Below are 14,919 nucleotides of genomic sequence, written 5' to 3'. Positions count from 1 at the left end.
TATTCCTATCTTGCAACCTACGCTGATTCATCGAATAAACAGGCCATGCAAAACCAGAATAACCAGAGCATTCAATGCTTGTCCCCGTACAACAAATTAGCATCCCCATCATATATAGACACAAATACTCGTCCAATCCCCTCCGTGTGAAGAAGCTTCGAACAGAATGAGAATTCCAGATTATATGGAGGTAGGCTTCAGCAAACTTTGCCGTTCGGCAACGGCATCTTCTCGCGACAACACAGCACATTCACGAAAAGCGAAATGCTTGCAGCCTAGGCACTTCTGGTGATTCAGATGCTGTAATGCATAATTGATGGCTTCACCGGTATGCTCAAACATGTGATCAGGATGAATGCGCTCCATTAAACCCGTTTTCCTCATCATCTCCAAGGGCTGCGCCTGAACGCCTGAAAACAGTATCATGCCACCGCATCGCTCAAAATGCTTCACCAAACTGGCAAGGTTAGCTTCACCTGTTGTATCCATAAAAGGAACCTTCCCCATACGCAGCAGCAGAATACCTGGTCTTTGATGAATCGAATCCATCACCGATTTCTCAAACAGATCTGCCGCTCCAAAAAACAAAGGGCCTTCAATCGTATACATACTGATCTGCGGACAATCATGCCCTTCATGAACCATATGCGCCATAACCTTCTCATGCTTGTGATCAGGATCAGGCAGCACTTTGGCAACCTTCAGCATCTCGCTCATGCGCTTCACGAATAGAAGGACCGCTAGGATCAACCCCACCTCCACAGCGGTGGTTAGACTCGTAAAAACGGTAAGCAAAAAGGTAATGAGCAGTACGAGTGAATCACTCGTTTTGGTTTTCATTACATGTATGAACGATCTCCGCTCACTCATATTCCAGGCAACCAGCATCAGCACCGGGGCCATACTGGCAAGTGGGATGTGGGACGCATATGGTGCGAAGAGAACAAGCACCAGCAACACAACAACGCCGTGAATAACGCCAGAAAATGGCGATACTGCACCGGATTTAATATTCGTTGCCGTACGCGCAATGGCCCCTGTTGCTGGAATGCCGCCGAATAGCGGTGTCACCATATTCGCGATCCCCTGCCCAATCAGCTCCCGATTGCTGTTATGACGGCTCTCGGTCATGCCATCCGCAACAACAGCTGATAAAAGCGATTCGATACCGCCCAGCATGGCGATGACAAAAGCGGGCTGCAGCAAACTCACCACACGAGCCCATGTGATCTCTGGAATATGAAACTGGGGTAGCGCTCCTGGAATAACACCGAAGGTCGAGCCAATCGTAGCCACCTGATCCTTGAAAAAGAGTGCAGCCACGACGGTGGATAGAAAAAGACCGAGCAGCGAGGCTGGTACCTTTGGTGCAAACTTTGGCACAAGCAAAAGAACAACCAGACAAATTCCAGCTGTCAACAAACTGTATATATTAATCGTCGAGATATGCACACCGATTTCTTTCATATTGGACCAGAAATCCTCGTGCTTCTCGATGCCGCTCAGCCCCAGAAAATTCGCAATTTGCCCACTAAAAATAATCACAGCAATACCCGCCGTAAATCCAATGGTCACGGGTCTTGGAATAAATTTGATCAACGCGCCAAGCTTGAAAACGCCCATAAGTACAAGCATCAATCCGGCCATCATCCCGGCAATCAGCAGATTTTCGTATCCATACTGCATGACAATGGCGAAGAGGATCGGAATAAATGCACCCGTTGGACCACCAATCTGGAATTTGGACCCCCCCAGCAAGGAAATGAGAACGCCCGCGATAATCGTTGTGTACAGACCATACTCGGGTTTGACTCCGGAAGCTATCGCAAACGCCATCCCGAGCGGGATCGCAATGATGCCCACAATCAGTCCGGATAACAGATCCTTGCGAAAAGCGGAAGCATTGTATCCTGCAAATCTCCCCATCCATTTCATCTGTCTTAACCTTCTTTTCTTTATATATTTGAATATTTGAATATAATAAAAAGACTACTCCGGTCTGTGCTCTCTGTCAATCGTAATGCTCACAACAGTTACCCTCATAAAACGCAAAAAACAAGAAGTTACCTGAACTTGCTTCCGGTTCCTCTTGTTTAATGTGTTTAAGTATCTTTTCGAATGTCTTCCAGCATGGAAATGGCATCAACCAAATGATTGTCAAAAATCTTTTTAGCAACGGCCAGCAGGTCTTTAATCAAAGGGTCGCGAAGCGAATAAGTAACTGTCGTTCCTTCTTTTAATCCCTGGACAACGTTTTTGCTGCGCAATACAGCCAACTGCTGCGAGACGGCGGAGCCTTCCGATCCCAGAATGCTTTGCAGTTCATTCACATTTTTCGCCCCATCGCTCAGCAGCTCCAGAATCTGAATTCGCATCGGATGCGCCAACGCTTTGAAAAAATCTGCTTTAAACTGTTGTATGCTCTGATTCATACGCTATGCCCCTTCAACCAAACTTTTGAAGATGCAAATATCATAACATATAACATATTGAAAGGAAGTAGAAAGGAAATGTAACGCTCTATGTCGTCCGTGAAGGGTTCAGTGGTCGGATTTTAGCCGTAAAGAATCTAAAGGAATCTATAGGCAGCCCTGAGCAAGTATTCTTAATTATTCTAAAGGCAGATGAACCATCACCGTCGTACCCTTACCCTCCTGGCTTTTCATTTCGACGGTTCCGTGATGGAGCATTACAATTTTCTTGACGATCGCAAGGCCCAGACCGTTACCACTGATGCTGCGGTTTCGCGACAGGTCCGTTTTATAAAACCGATCAAACACATAATCCAGCTGCTCTGGCGCTATTCCAATGCCCGTATCCGTTATCGTGATGAGAATCTCATTCGCTACCTGGTGCGTTCGTATGTGAATATGCCCGCCTGCTGGCGTAAACTTGATGCTGTTCCCCAACAGATTCATCCAAACCTGATCAAGCTGATCCCGATCTGCTGTAATTTGAATCGTATCTGCCAACTCCAGATGAACCTGAATATTTTTGGTGGACCACTGCGGCTCGCAGGTAACGATAATTTGCCGAATTTGCTCGTCAAGATTATAGATAGTAGCCTCGAACGGATGATGATCGGAGTCCAGCGATGCAAGCTCCAGCAGATTATCGCTAAGTCTGGATAGCCGTCCACTCTCCGTAATAATGATATCGAGGTAATAGTTACGATCAGCCTCAGCAACCAGGCTACTATTTTTCATCGCCATGGCAAAACCGGAAATAGAGGTCAGCGGGGTTTGAATCTCATGAGATACATTGGAAACAAAATCCTGTCTCATCTGTTCCAACTGTTTGAGCTCACTCGCCATCTCATTAAAACTGTGTGTCAAAGCTCCCATTTCGTCCACACGTTTCGTTTGAATTTCCACGTCAAAATCACCCTTCGCCAGCCGCTTGGTTGCACGCGTCAATACCTGGATTGGTTTCACCAAGTACCTTGCAGCAATAAGAATACAGAGGCTTCCGATAAACAGTGCTAGTAATAATACCAGGAAGACCATCCGATTAATGATATTTTCGTTCTGCGGGGAAAATTGCATAAACACGGCTTGCGGCTCCCCTTGGAATGGGAAAGGAAGACCGATAAAGGTCTGATCCACCTCAGCCGGAGAACGATAGACCTGACCCTGCAACACCATTTGAACCACCTCAGGTGCAATTTGAACGGTATCCGTATTGTCCAGATCATAGTATGTTACGTTGCCGGAAACGTCATATAGATGAATGGGATAGGTGGATATCTTCACCATACTTTTAATGAATGCATCCCGGTCCTCCGGGTGAGTTTGTTCATAGAGACGTATCATTTCCTCACCTGTTGCAATCATGTCATTCTGACCGAGATGGTTTACTTCTTTTTTGAACAGAAAGAGCCCTATGAGGAAAGACGACAGCAGGCTACAGATAATGACAACCAGAAATGTGAAAATGATACGAACGTATAAGGTCTTGATCATGTGATCATTAACCGGTAGCCCAGACTACGGGCCGTTTCAATCTGAAAATGGTGTGCATCGCCAGCAAATTTTTCCCTCAATCGCTTAATATGAACATCAACCGTCCGGTCATCCCCTTCATAGTCGCTCCCCCAGATTTTCGTAATTAACTGTTCCCGGGTAAATATCTGCCCAGGCTGATTCGCCAGCATGAACAGCAATTCGAACTCCTTTAAAGGCAGATTGAGCGTCTGCTCCCCTCGAATCACTTGAAAGCTGCGGCGATTCAGTGTAATGCCCCCCAATTGAATCGTTTGGGAAGAGACAATCAGATACCGTTTCAGCAATGCTTTCACTCTCATCACTAGTTCCAGCGGATCAAAGGGCTTCGTCAAATAATCATCTGTTCCAAGCTGGAATCCCTTCACTTTCTGAGCCGATTCCCCTTTCACCGTAACCATCAAGAGCGGCATATTCAGATCCATGCGCCGGATCTCCTGGCATAGTTCCCAACCATCCAATCGTGGCATCATAATATCGAGGATAACCAGATCAATTTGGGATTTCTCAACAATATCCAATGCTTCCGCACCGTCTTTAGCCACCACAATCTCAAATCCCTCATTCCGCAAAAACAAGGTAATCAGCTCACGAATATGCACATCGTCGTCCACGACAAGGATTTGGGTCATATGAAATGCATGCCTCCAATAACTTTCTTCTCCTCTTCCACCTGGGTGGAGGGTTCAACCAAAATGCCAGCCCAACAGATTCCAATGATAGAAAAATAAACACAAGGTTACTGCTGCTAGAGTTACGAACGTATAGTACACACGCTTAGGTAACGTCCAATATTTGTTTTTCCATGCCAGAACGTTCATCGTTACGATCGCCACACTCCATCCCACAAGAATCAGAGGCATGAACAGATAAAGACGTAGAGATAGTGGAATGTGACTGAGTCGATCAATCAGATCCATGTTCATCACCAGAAGTGTAGCTCCCAAGGTCACCAATGACCACACGGACGTAACTACCAACAGTAGGACTGCCCATTTCTGCGCCCTTGGCATCGCTTTGATTTTGCGTCTGCGATAAACAGCTCCCAGCAATACGGTAATGAATAGAACGGCCGAGATACCGAGCAACGCAAGCCAAAACTTCGATTGATTGATTAACGGGGTTGGCTCCAGTGGCATGGGGTTGAGCATATCCAGAAACAGATACGTGACCTTGCCCTCTGTATCCGTACGGAATCCCATCTGATGCTTCCCGCCGACTTCCTGGAATAGATTCACTCCAATCGGAGTATATACTTGCTGATCTGCACCACTTCCAATCGACAGCCGGTTATCCGAAACCTCAATATTGATCTGAGTCAGAAAACTGAAAATCTTATCGATCTTCGTGTGATTACGACGTGTAAATTGATAGGAGCCTGCATATTTCTCCAGGGGTTCCCCCAGTTCGATAGAGGTTGCAGCAGGCTGCTTAGTCATATGGGCAGGATAGTAACGATCAAAGAAGGCTTGCGCCAATCCTCCCGCTGCCATTCCTCCTTCCCCTCCACTATAGGAAACAAATATGCCGACTTGTTGGTCTGGTACAAGATAGAGCGCTGTATTAAACAGCTCGTCAGCACCTTCATGAGAGATCACATGCAGTCCATTCATATTCAACTCATAAAAGCCCAAGTCCATGGCGGGTAAACGTTCGTCAAACTGGAACGCCGGAGAATGCATGAGCTTGGCGGTTTCTTTCTTGAGAATTTGTTTATCCTCATATCGCCCGTCCTGTAGATGAGCAATCATGAAATGAGCCATATCATTCGCCGAGACACTCCCTGATCCTGCTGGTCGGAAGCCACCTTCAAACGTAGGGCGCTTGGTTACATACTCGCCATTGGCTCGGGCATATCCAAGTACGGCATAAGGCTTCAACGAAGCCGGAACAGGCTCCTCCACCGTAGCATATTTCATGCCCAGCGGATCAAATATATTGTTCTGTATATAGTCATTATAAGCAATGCCACTAACTTCTTCGACGATAAGTCCCGCGAGGGAAGCACCATAGTTGGAATAGGCCAGCATCTCGCCTGGCGGCATGACCCTCGCTGGCATATGGTTTGCCATTGTTTCTGCAATGGAAACGGGGAGCTTCTCCGGATCGGTGGTAATCTGATATCCGACACCGCCTTCCTCGAAGCCTGCCGTATGGGTCATGAGATGACGCAACGTAATTGGTTCCGCATAGGTTGGTGGTATTTTCACCGTTTTCAGATAGGTGTTAACGTCCGTGTCCAAATCAAGCTTTCCCGCCTCAACCAGTTGCATCACTGCAGTCCACGTGAACAACTTTGTGGTCGAAGCAATCCGAAACAGGCTGGTCTCAGGATCAACGGATTTATTTTCTTCAATGTTCGAGTGTCCGTACCCTTTGGAGAGCAGAATCTTCCCATCCTTCACAATCGAAATGACTGCACCCGGGATTTGGAAGGAGTCCATTTGCACATCCATAATCCCATCAATGAATGCTGTTAGCTGTTCTTTGTTATCCAGGTTAACAGCGACTCTCTTCTCTTGTGTACCAGAACTCAATCCGGAAGCAGAAACCGCTGCTGATACGGGAGCCTTAATCCCTAACCAAGTTGCCCCTAGCGTAGCACCCAACAATACCAGGAACATCATTTTGCAAACCATTTTCCTTATCAAGGATGACATAACAAACCTCCACCACTCCGTATATTTTGATCACTGTTCCTCGGCTTTCTTTCGAGAGCATATCAAGAACGTATGAACGGAGCGTGAACCTTTTACCCATTTTTATCCAAAATACATTTTCACCGCAATCTATTAGGAATAGTTAGAACATATCGTTTAGTCCCCTTATAGGATAATGTAGCCCTTTATTTGATGGCATCATTTATGTAACTTATGCAATTTTTCACGTCATTTAATCCACTATTTACAACTGTATTTTATTGGTATATAGTATAGCCGTCAGGAATGTTAACGCTAACATAAACTGAAAAAAGGAGGATGTCTCAATCCACTTTCGAAAAGGTTTTCGTTTTAGTGAGCTTACACTTTAAAACATTTCATTTTGAAAGGATGAGGTATCGATGAAAAAACTAAGCACCACATTATTTGTATTTTTTATGGGTATATCCCTTATGTTTGGCCTGACCGCATCAGCTAATCCCTCCATCGTAAGTTATGGAGGAAGCTATTCCAATACGCTCACTGCTGGTCAAGGATACGCCTACATTCTCCCTAATGCCAAAACCACCGGTACAAGCGTAAAAATTACGGCATCCGCAGCCAATGCACTTCAACTGCACTACTACTGGAGCTACAATAATACGACAATCGACCTGGGTACAGCCATCGTAAACAACAACAATTACACCGGCGGTTCAGCCTACTACAATCCTGGCACTCTGGTCACTGTGGTAGAACGTGTACCAGCGTCCACGACGTTGTACCCTTCCGTATCCTATACCATTTCTTTCAATTAAATTGATCGAACAGATAGTATCTATTCTTATATGCAGATTCAAATACATGAACTCTTTCAGTTTAATCAAAAATGCACCTCTTAGAAGTACAAATTGGAGCCTGCCAAGGAATCCATAAACTTCTGTTGGGGTGCTTTTTTTCTGTGAACGGTGTGGTCCCATTTATAGTAAACTGGAGAAAAGGTCCAATCATTCGGGAGGTCACCAACATTATCATTGCCCAACAGGCCGCCATGGCCGCTGCTGCAACATCGGCTGCCGTCGTAGCTTCGACTTCATCGAGCTAAAGGTCATGAAATACATCTTACAAAATAAAACAGGCCCTCTGGAACCATCCAGAAGGCCTTCTTCATTTGAGTCCATCATTGTTGTTAGTCATCACTACTGAACAATTCCCGTGTCACGAAATTCCTCAATGAAGCTGTTCAGCCAATCCGCACCATAATCCAGTGCACCCATATCACTTTCGATAAAAGCAACATCCAGACCCATAACCCAAAATCTGCGAGCCATAATGAATAGATCTACGGCCTCTTCATCTTGTGCAGAGAAGCTTCTAACCGAACGATAGCCCTTCAAGAGCGCATTCCATAACGCTTCTCTCTGTTCACCAGATTGTCTCTTCCGGGCTTTCACCTGCGCCAGATCGTAGGCGCGCCAACCTTTGGCCGCCCACTCAAAGTCATAATGGATAAACTGTTTGCCCTGTTGAAAAGCGTTATTGTTCCCATGCATATCGCCATGACACAGCCCTGTGTCCAAACCTTGTTTGGAAACGGCAGCGATGCGTTCTTTTAACGCTGTGCCAAACGTATGGAGAAATGCTGCTGCTTCATTTTTTTCACCGATGTAGTTGATAATTCGCTCAAGCGGCTCGTCGATAAGAAATTTCAAATCAAGCTCATATCGTGGCAGCTCCACGGTCACCTGATCCATCGCCTTATGCAGCTCAGCCGCAGACTGACCAAAAGCGTAACATGACTGTTCATCTTCTAGATTGTTTTCTGTCCCCTCGATGTATCGAAACATCACGGCCATCCGTCTCCCTTCTGCCGCATCCAGAGCGGTATATCCACTACGATCTTTCTTCTCGATGTACTCTCCAATATCAGTATGTACAGATGAACCTAGAATGCCCTTTAATTGAGATAACAGGGACAGTTCGTACTGAACATCAGCCTCCGTAATTTCAGTACGGTAGACACGAAGAATATACATGCCAGCGGATGTACGTACCCGGTAGGTATCATTTAACCCTCTCAGCCAAAACAAACATTCTTTCCATTGTCCAATGTCATACTGATCACTCAATACAAACTCCAGATATTTAGGGTTGAGCACTGAACGTAATGCAGTCGGTTGGTTGAACATATGTATGCTCCTTCAGTTTGATATGATCTTTGCTATATTTACAGATAAATGATCCCTTCATCTATCAACCTATAACATAGTATATTTTTAATTTATTTTCCAGAATATATATTTAATTAGGTGAATGCTTAGCTGAATTCATTTCGCCTCTTTTATGCGCACAAATCATTTTCCCAGCCTTGACCTTGAAGTATACTTCAGGTTTTATACTGTGAATATCATACTTTATGGATGAGAGGCGGCGCACAGATGAGTGTGAATATATATAACAAAAAACGCTCTATCAAGAGCTATCTATTAGAAAAATACATCGGAACTTTAGATAGCAAGAAGAATTTCTCCACGCGAGAAAATACCCTGAAACACCTGGAGCACATGGGTGTAGAGAACACTAAGCCTTATGAGCTGGGAAAGGTTAAATTAATCTCCTCAGTAAATGAACGTTCCTTTGAAGACATGCAGGTATTTACATTGAATGACCAGATGTCTGCTGATCAAAAAGTGATTCTATATATACATGGCGGCGCTCATACACACCAGCCTCTAACCTTTCATTGGAAGTTCATGGACCGCATTGCACAATCGTTGAATGCCAAAGTTATAGCACCCATCTATCCCAAAGTACCTCATTTCAACTACCAGCATACTTATCCAAGACTCTTGAACTTATACCAGGAAATCATTGAATCGATAAAGAGTCTTGCACAACTTACCATTATGGGAGATTCAGCGGGCGGAAATATTTCGCTAAGTCTCGCGCATTACATTAAGATGAATCTTCTTCCTCAACCCAAAGATATCATTTTGTTATCTCCATGTGTGGATATGGTTCTGGACAACCCGGTGATATTCGACTATGAGACCCGAGATCCGATGCTGGCTGTGGAAGGCTATGATGTAATTCGGAGAATATGGGCGGCAGATAAAGATCTGGATGATCCACTGATCAGCCCAATCTACGGAGATTTCAAAGGACTTGGAAAGATTACCATTTTCATCGGAACCCATGAAGGTTTATTTCCCGACAACATGAAGCTCGATAAACTGCTTACCGACCAAGGCATTGACCATAATACCTTTGTTTATCCAAAAATGAATCATGCCTTTGTGCTTTATCCTATTCCTGAAGCCAAAGATGCAGAGCGCCAAATCATTGATATTATTAAGTATTGAACGGTTACTTCTTCAACTCCAAATCACTACAATGCAGCCCATAGCCATCTCTTGTATATTCTCTGCATGATTAAATTCCAAAAAAATCCTATAACCCACTTGTAAATTATATTATTCCGGGTATAATACTCGGTATATAGAAAAGCGAAGCGACTGGAGTGAATCACGCCATGAGTTCTTGGACACAAGCTTGGGTTAACGATTATTTGGATTTATATAATTATGCCCGTACTATAGGAGACTCGGAATGGGCTGAAAATATTCTCAGAAAGCTTCATGAGCAGAAGGATGCTTTGCTACAAAAAGAAAAGAAGGTTGCTATGTTGCGAGAGTTGCTTGCCAACTATGACCGGATCAACAACCAACTGTTGGAGATTTTCAACAAACTGCGGGTTGCTTCTGAAGGTTCTCAGACCGAATCCCTTCAAGAGCAATGGTTCAAATTAAAACTGATGCGGATTGATGTCTCTCGGAAGATTCTTCAATATAAATAAGAAAAAAGCCGGTCTGCAGTTCGTCTGCTTAACCCGCCTTGATTAAAGGCTTACTATTCTTTTGATGCGTACAGTCAACTGTTCCGCACATATGTAAAGCCCGCCAGCTTTACATGATATGAATGATTAAAAATTACATGGTTGCTTTCTTCATGTTGCTCATCATGCCCATCATTGTAGTCATCATTTCGTCGCATTCTTGCATACAGGACATCATTTTATTCATGTCCATGCCTTCCATCATGCTTTTGTCTTCCATGCATTCCATCATCATCTTCATGGATTTCATCTTGCACATCATTTCTTCCATACACATGTTCATCATCATGTTCATACACATATTTTCCATTTCAAGTTCCTCCTTTTCAAATATAGTAAACTTCCTTTTTTTAGAATAAACGATTCCTCACTTAAAAGCAATCTTTTCCCTCTTGCCTTTTATGTAAAATCAATGTATAATACGCACTTCACTTATCAATCCAGTCGGAAATAAAGGCTTTTGTGGAGATATGATCTCTCCGCAAAGGCCTTTTTGTATGCCTACCTAAGTTTTGAATAAATGGATTATCTATCAAATTTATCCTTGTTCAGCAAATGTGCGTCCTTTACAATAACTTTAGAAATTCCCGTATATCGATTTCTTTATCGAACAATATCCATATATGGTATAGCACTTCTTTAATTACGATATAAGCTCTTATTTGAGTTTATATAAAAAAATGATACAGGAGGCTATCGAATGTCCTTATTCAGATTCATTTTACCGTCTTCCAAGCTAGTATTGATTTGCTGTCTGCTGGTGCTTACAACGGTAAGCATGCTGTTCAACAGTCCAAAGGCGTTGTCACATGGTTACGTAGAAGGGCCGGCGAGCCGAGCTGCACTGTGTGCTTCGGGTGTCAACCAGGATTGCGGCAGTATCGTGTATGAACCCCAAAGCCTGGAAGCACCTAAGGGCTTCCCTGCTGCAGGACCTACAGACGGCCATATTGCAAGTGCTAACGGCGTCTTCCCTAAGCTCGATGAGCAATCCGCTACACGTTGGTCGAAAGTGAATATGTCTAGTGGAACCAATACGTTTACTTGGAAGCTAACAGCCAACCATTCAACGGCAAGCTGGAAATATTATATTACGAAAACGAACTGGAATCCGAATGTACCTCTTTCCCGTGATTCGTTTGACCTGACACCGTTCTGTTCAGTTGCCTATAATGGCAGCCAACCTCCATTTAGCTACACCAACTCATGCAACGTACCAGAACGTAGCGGTTATCATGTGATTCTAGCAGTCTGGGAGGTTGCGGATACTCCCAACGCCTTCTATAATGTCATCGACGTAAACTTCTCCGGGACCAACCCGGTTGATAATGTAGCACCAACACCTCCAGCATCACTTTTGGCAACTGCAACTGCTGCGACCAGTACATCCTTATCGTGGAAGGCTTCATCAGATAATGTAGGCGTAACGGGGTATAAAATTTACAACGGGACTACCTTAATAGGGAATGTATCCGGCACAACTACAAGCTATACGGTAACGGGGCTGACAGCAAGCACGGCCTATACCTTTACTGTCAAAGCAGTCGACGCAGCAGGCAACGAATCTGCAGCCAGTAATAGTGTAAGCGTTACCACGACTGCACCTCCTGCAAACGACACTACCGCACCCACATCTCCAGGCGGGCTGCATGTGATGGGGACACCGACCGCCTCCAGCATTCAGCTGATGTGGACGGCATCCACGGATAATGTAGGGGTGACAGGGTATAAAATTTACAAAGATTCTACTTTGGTTACAACGACATCCGGGACGGCAACGTCCTATACGGTAACTAATCTTGAAGCGAACACGACCTACAACTTCTCGGTTTATGCTGTTGATGCGGCAGGCAACCAATCGGCTGCTAGCACGGTCAGTGGTAAAACAGCCGCAGCTTCAACTGCACCTGCATGGGCAGCCAATACGCAATACACAGTGGGTACAGTCGTGAGCTACAATAACCTGACGTACAAATGCCTCCTTACACACAAGTCTCAAGTGGACTGGATCCCTTCGGCAACACCAACCCTCTGGCAATTGCAATAACCGGATTGACTGAGGACTAGATATAATGAATTCCATGTAGATTCTGATATACAAACACAGCCGATCCATATTCATAGGATCGGCATTATTACACCATGCAAAAATAAGACGCTTCCGGAAGCATTCCCGAAACGTCTTATTACTTGCTTTTTGCGTTCCTACACCGACTTTATCAAGCCAATATGGGTGATCTTGGTGTCATACGGATCTAATTCCACGGTTTGTTGTCCATACTCCGTATCAATCGTCGTGGTTTGAACTTGATCACTATTATTAATCACGACCAATATTTTACTCTCCGGATAATAAGTACACTCTGTAAATAAGTTATCCGTGATGTACTTCGTGTCACGGGATTCATGGCCCGCATAGCGAATCAGATTCAGCAGCAACCTCGTGTTCTCCCAACTGAATTCGAAGGCAGGCAGGTAGATTCCTTTTCCTCTACCGAAGTCATGTGTGGACAATGTTATACTACCGCCCTGTGCATCCACTACATCAGCTGTTCCATCGGTAAGATAAATGTTATGTTTCGGCGCTATATTTGCCCCTTCCGGCAACAAACCATGCTCATCACGAGTCTCATATGTCCATTTTCCATGAACCACCCTGGCGCCTGTATCCTCATCCACCCCAAGAACATGTGCCAGTCTGAAAAAACGGTCGTAGCCTTCTACCGCCGATGGCTGGTTGATGCCAATAAAGGTACCGCCCTCATACACCCATTCGGTCAGCAGGTCCACACACTGGTGGTCATTCCAATGTTCTCCGCCGCTCCAGGCTGAACCAGCAGAGCCGGCATTGATCACGACATCTATATTTTGCAGCACGCCCTGACGGATATCTTCAAAATCAATGAACTGCACTTCAACCGGTAAGCCGGACAAAGATTCATTTACATGAATCAAGTCATGCATGTACGTTTCATGAAAATGGCCGGACAATGTCCACGATCTCAATTTGCCCCAGCTATGCAGAACCGCTACCTTCGTCTTAATCTGATAGGGCTTGCCTTCATGATGCAGCTCTTTTATTTCCCTGAACTCATCCGCAATCTTCTCGATGTAATCGCAAAAGTCCGGGTAAGGCTCAACCAGATGCAGATATCCACCCAATCCAATCCGGTCAATCGGCTCTCTGAGCAAAGCGCGCCTTATATTGATCCAATACTTTTTGGCATCCAGCGTGGGGTCTCCGCCCTCCTTAAAGGTAGGAAGACCACCTAAGCCAACCGGAAACAGGTAGGGATGCAGCCGAATCTCATGGGTATCCACGTTGACACCTGAACACATCCTTGCCTCATAACCGGAGAATACACATTTAATCATCCCGTCGAATCCAAACTCCTGAAAGCGGTCATTGTAAGGCTCCATGCCAACCCAGCTATCATCATAGAAGACATACGCCAGCTTGCCGTGGTTATGCACGATATCAATTAACCTTTTCCCGAATTCGATGACAAAATCATTAATAAATGCCATCCAGTCCAGCTTACGCTGCTCAGCTGGGATATGACTTACCCGATATTTTCCGCCATTCACAAAATCCTCAGCAGAGAGCGAATATCCATACTTTTTGGCGAATAGATCGAGCGCTCTTGAACTTACCGTAAAATCATATGAGCCCCAATCCGAGAAGAGATGGCGATTACGCTCGTCGCTGCCCCAGATCCATGCGAAATTATAAAATAACGAGGTGAACCGGACCACCGTTGTTTCCGGATGCTGCTGACACCAATTCTCCATCCAATCCAGCAGATATGTCTGCGTTTCCGAATAGATTGGATCAATTTGCATCAAATGCTCTTTGTCCCAATGGTTCGTCGTGTGATTGTACATCGAAATCTCTTCCCAGATCCGATAGGCCATGAAGCTTACCGTGTATTTATGCCAAGGGACAATGCCGGTAATAACCACATGGCCGGATTCCCTCTCATAATTCCACTGTCCTCTTGGCACTTCCTCCCCGGTTGTCCGGTCAAAGACCTGCCAATACTTAAACGCCTCTTTCGAATCATTCACCTTGAATTGTTCAGCAAAAAAATCCTCCATCAAATAGAACGATACATAATCTTGTACAGCTACCTTCGGATTCGTAATTAGAAAACATTGCTGCAGTTTATCGGGATTGCGGGATGCCCACTCGTTATGATCCCGGATGATGCAGATGGTCGAATAAATACCATACCCCGCGTTAATAATCTCATCGGATAATTGTGTACCGTCACTGTCACGAATGACATCGGCACCCCACCGTTCGGCAAGTTCCAAAGTCAGTGCCTCATAACCGGATTCGCCGGGTAGCGTAAAGGAGCCTTTGATTGGTTTGGACAACGTG

The 14,919-nt window shown here is 44.9% G+C and carries 13 protein-coding genes; 5 read left to right on the top strand and 8 right to left on the bottom strand.

What is annotated here, in order from left to right; all coding sequences use genetic code 11:
• Nucleotides 1-180: 180 nt before the first annotated feature.
• The 5 genes from ACFVQB_RS30660 to ACFVQB_RS30640 form a co-directional block, all read right to left on the bottom strand.
• Nucleotides 181-1,935: a SulP family inorganic anion transporter gene (locus ACFVQB_RS30660; RefSeq protein ID WP_379448411.1), complete on the bottom strand. Its 1,755-nt coding sequence runs from the start codon at nucleotides 1,933-1,935 to the stop codon at nucleotides 181-183.
• Nucleotides 1,936-2,102: 167 nt separating this feature from the next.
• Nucleotides 2,103-2,432 (bottom strand): ArsR/SmtB family transcription factor, encoded by a 330-nt coding sequence (locus ACFVQB_RS30655; RefSeq protein ID WP_076291641.1) that lies wholly within the window; start codon nucleotides 2,430-2,432, stop codon nucleotides 2,103-2,105.
• Nucleotides 2,433-2,609: 177 nt separating this feature from the next.
• Nucleotides 2,610-3,962, bottom strand: a complete 1,353-nt coding sequence (locus ACFVQB_RS30650; RefSeq protein WP_379448408.1) for a sensor histidine kinase — start codon at nucleotides 3,960-3,962, stop codon at nucleotides 2,610-2,612.
• Nucleotides 3,959-4,633: a response regulator transcription factor gene (locus ACFVQB_RS30645; RefSeq protein WP_379448406.1), complete on the bottom strand. Its 675-nt coding sequence runs from the start codon at nucleotides 4,631-4,633 to the stop codon at nucleotides 3,959-3,961. The genes ACFVQB_RS30650 and ACFVQB_RS30645 overlap by 4 nt, the downstream gene beginning before the upstream one ends.
• A gap of 54 nt (nucleotides 4,634-4,687) precedes the next feature.
• Entirely contained in the window at nucleotides 4,688-6,661 is a 1,974-nt protein-coding gene (locus ACFVQB_RS30640; RefSeq protein WP_379448404.1) for a serine hydrolase domain-containing protein, read from the bottom strand.
• Nucleotides 6,662-7,062: 401 nt separating this feature from the next.
• On the opposite strand from ACFVQB_RS30640, the gene ACFVQB_RS30635 reads away from it, so the two are divergent.
• The gene (locus ACFVQB_RS30635) at nucleotides 7,063-7,458 is read left to right on the top strand and encodes a hypothetical protein (RefSeq protein ID WP_379448402.1); all 396 of its coding nucleotides are present in this window, start codon (nucleotides 7,063-7,065) and stop codon (nucleotides 7,456-7,458) included.
• Between the two features lie 143 nt (nucleotides 7,459-7,601).
• Nucleotides 7,602-7,745 (top strand): hypothetical protein, encoded by a 144-nt coding sequence (locus ACFVQB_RS30630; protein WP_379448401.1) that lies wholly within the window; start codon nucleotides 7,602-7,604, stop codon nucleotides 7,743-7,745.
• 94 nt (nucleotides 7,746-7,839) lie between these two features.
• Here ACFVQB_RS30630 and ACFVQB_RS30625 read toward each other — a convergent pair whose 3' ends face one another.
• Nucleotides 7,840-8,829, bottom strand: coding sequence for a phosphotransferase (locus ACFVQB_RS30625; RefSeq protein WP_379448399.1), 990 nt, complete (start codon nucleotides 8,827-8,829; stop codon nucleotides 7,840-7,842).
• 249 nt (nucleotides 8,830-9,078) lie between these two features.
• Between ACFVQB_RS30625 and ACFVQB_RS30620 the strand changes: the two genes are divergently transcribed.
• Nucleotides 9,079-10,002 carry an alpha/beta hydrolase fold domain-containing protein gene (locus ACFVQB_RS30620; RefSeq protein ID WP_379448397.1) on the top strand — a complete coding sequence of 308 codons (924 nt, stop codon included), beginning with the start codon at nucleotides 9,079-9,081 and terminating at the stop codon, nucleotides 10,000-10,002.
• 170 nt (nucleotides 10,003-10,172) lie between these two features.
• Nucleotides 10,173-10,496, top strand: coding sequence for a hypothetical protein (locus ACFVQB_RS30615; RefSeq protein WP_379448395.1), 324 nt, complete (start codon nucleotides 10,173-10,175; stop codon nucleotides 10,494-10,496).
• 133 nt (nucleotides 10,497-10,629) lie between these two features.
• Here ACFVQB_RS30615 and ACFVQB_RS30610 read toward each other — a convergent pair whose 3' ends face one another.
• On the bottom strand, nucleotides 10,630-10,845 hold the full coding sequence (locus ACFVQB_RS30610) for a hypothetical protein (RefSeq protein WP_379448394.1): 216 nt from the start codon (nucleotides 10,843-10,845) through the stop codon (nucleotides 10,630-10,632).
• 390 nt (nucleotides 10,846-11,235) lie between these two features.
• Between ACFVQB_RS30610 and ACFVQB_RS30605 the strand changes: the two genes are divergently transcribed.
• Nucleotides 11,236-12,582, top strand: coding sequence for a lytic polysaccharide monooxygenase (locus ACFVQB_RS30605; RefSeq protein ID WP_379448392.1), 1,347 nt, complete (start codon nucleotides 11,236-11,238; stop codon nucleotides 12,580-12,582).
• 158 nt (nucleotides 12,583-12,740) lie between these two features.
• Here ACFVQB_RS30605 and gnpA read toward each other — a convergent pair whose 3' ends face one another.
• Nucleotides 12,741-14,915, bottom strand: coding sequence for a 1,3-beta-galactosyl-N-acetylhexosamine phosphorylase (gene gnpA / locus ACFVQB_RS30600; protein ID WP_379448390.1), 2,175 nt, complete (start codon nucleotides 14,913-14,915; stop codon nucleotides 12,741-12,743).
• Between the last annotated feature and the right edge of the window lie 4 nt (nucleotides 14,916-14,919).

Source organism: Paenibacillus sp. NPDC057886, assembly GCF_042796655.1.
GTDB lineage: Bacteria > Bacillota > Bacilli > Paenibacillales > Paenibacillaceae > Paenibacillus.
Note: the sequence above shows the minus strand (reverse complement) of the source record. Positions and strands in the feature narration are given on the sequence as shown.

Excerpts from the sequence above, each read along its gene's own strand:
- ACFVQB_RS30660 (WP_379448411.1), bottom strand. The coding sequence starts at position 1,935 with ATGAAATGGATGGGGAGATTTGCAGGATACAATGCTTCCGCTTTTCGC.
- ACFVQB_RS30655 (WP_076291641.1), bottom strand. The coding sequence starts at position 2,432 with ATGAATCAGAGCATACAACAGTTTAAAGCAGATTTTTTCAAAGCGTTG.
- ACFVQB_RS30650 (WP_379448408.1), bottom strand. The coding sequence starts at position 3,962 with ATGATCAAGACCTTATACGTTCGTATCATTTTCACATTTCTGGTTGTC.
- ACFVQB_RS30645 (WP_379448406.1), bottom strand. The coding sequence starts at position 4,633 with ATGACCCAAATCCTTGTCGTGGACGACGATGTGCATATTCGTGAGCTG.
- ACFVQB_RS30640 (WP_379448404.1), bottom strand. The coding sequence starts at position 6,661 with ATGTCATCCTTGATAAGGAAAATGGTTTGCAAAATGATGTTCCTGGTA.
- ACFVQB_RS30635 (WP_379448402.1), top strand. The coding sequence starts at position 7,063 with ATGAAAAAACTAAGCACCACATTATTTGTATTTTTTATGGGTATATCC.
- ACFVQB_RS30625 (WP_379448399.1), bottom strand. The coding sequence starts at position 8,829 with ATGTTCAACCAACCGACTGCATTACGTTCAGTGCTCAACCCTAAATAT.
- ACFVQB_RS30620 (WP_379448397.1), top strand. The coding sequence starts at position 9,079 with ATGAGTGTGAATATATATAACAAAAAACGCTCTATCAAGAGCTATCTA.
- ACFVQB_RS30615 (WP_379448395.1), top strand. The coding sequence starts at position 10,173 with ATGAGTTCTTGGACACAAGCTTGGGTTAACGATTATTTGGATTTATAT.
- ACFVQB_RS30610 (WP_379448394.1), bottom strand. The coding sequence starts at position 10,845 with ATGGAAAATATGTGTATGAACATGATGATGAACATGTGTATGGAAGAA.
- ACFVQB_RS30605 (WP_379448392.1), top strand. The coding sequence starts at position 11,236 with ATGTCCTTATTCAGATTCATTTTACCGTCTTCCAAGCTAGTATTGATT.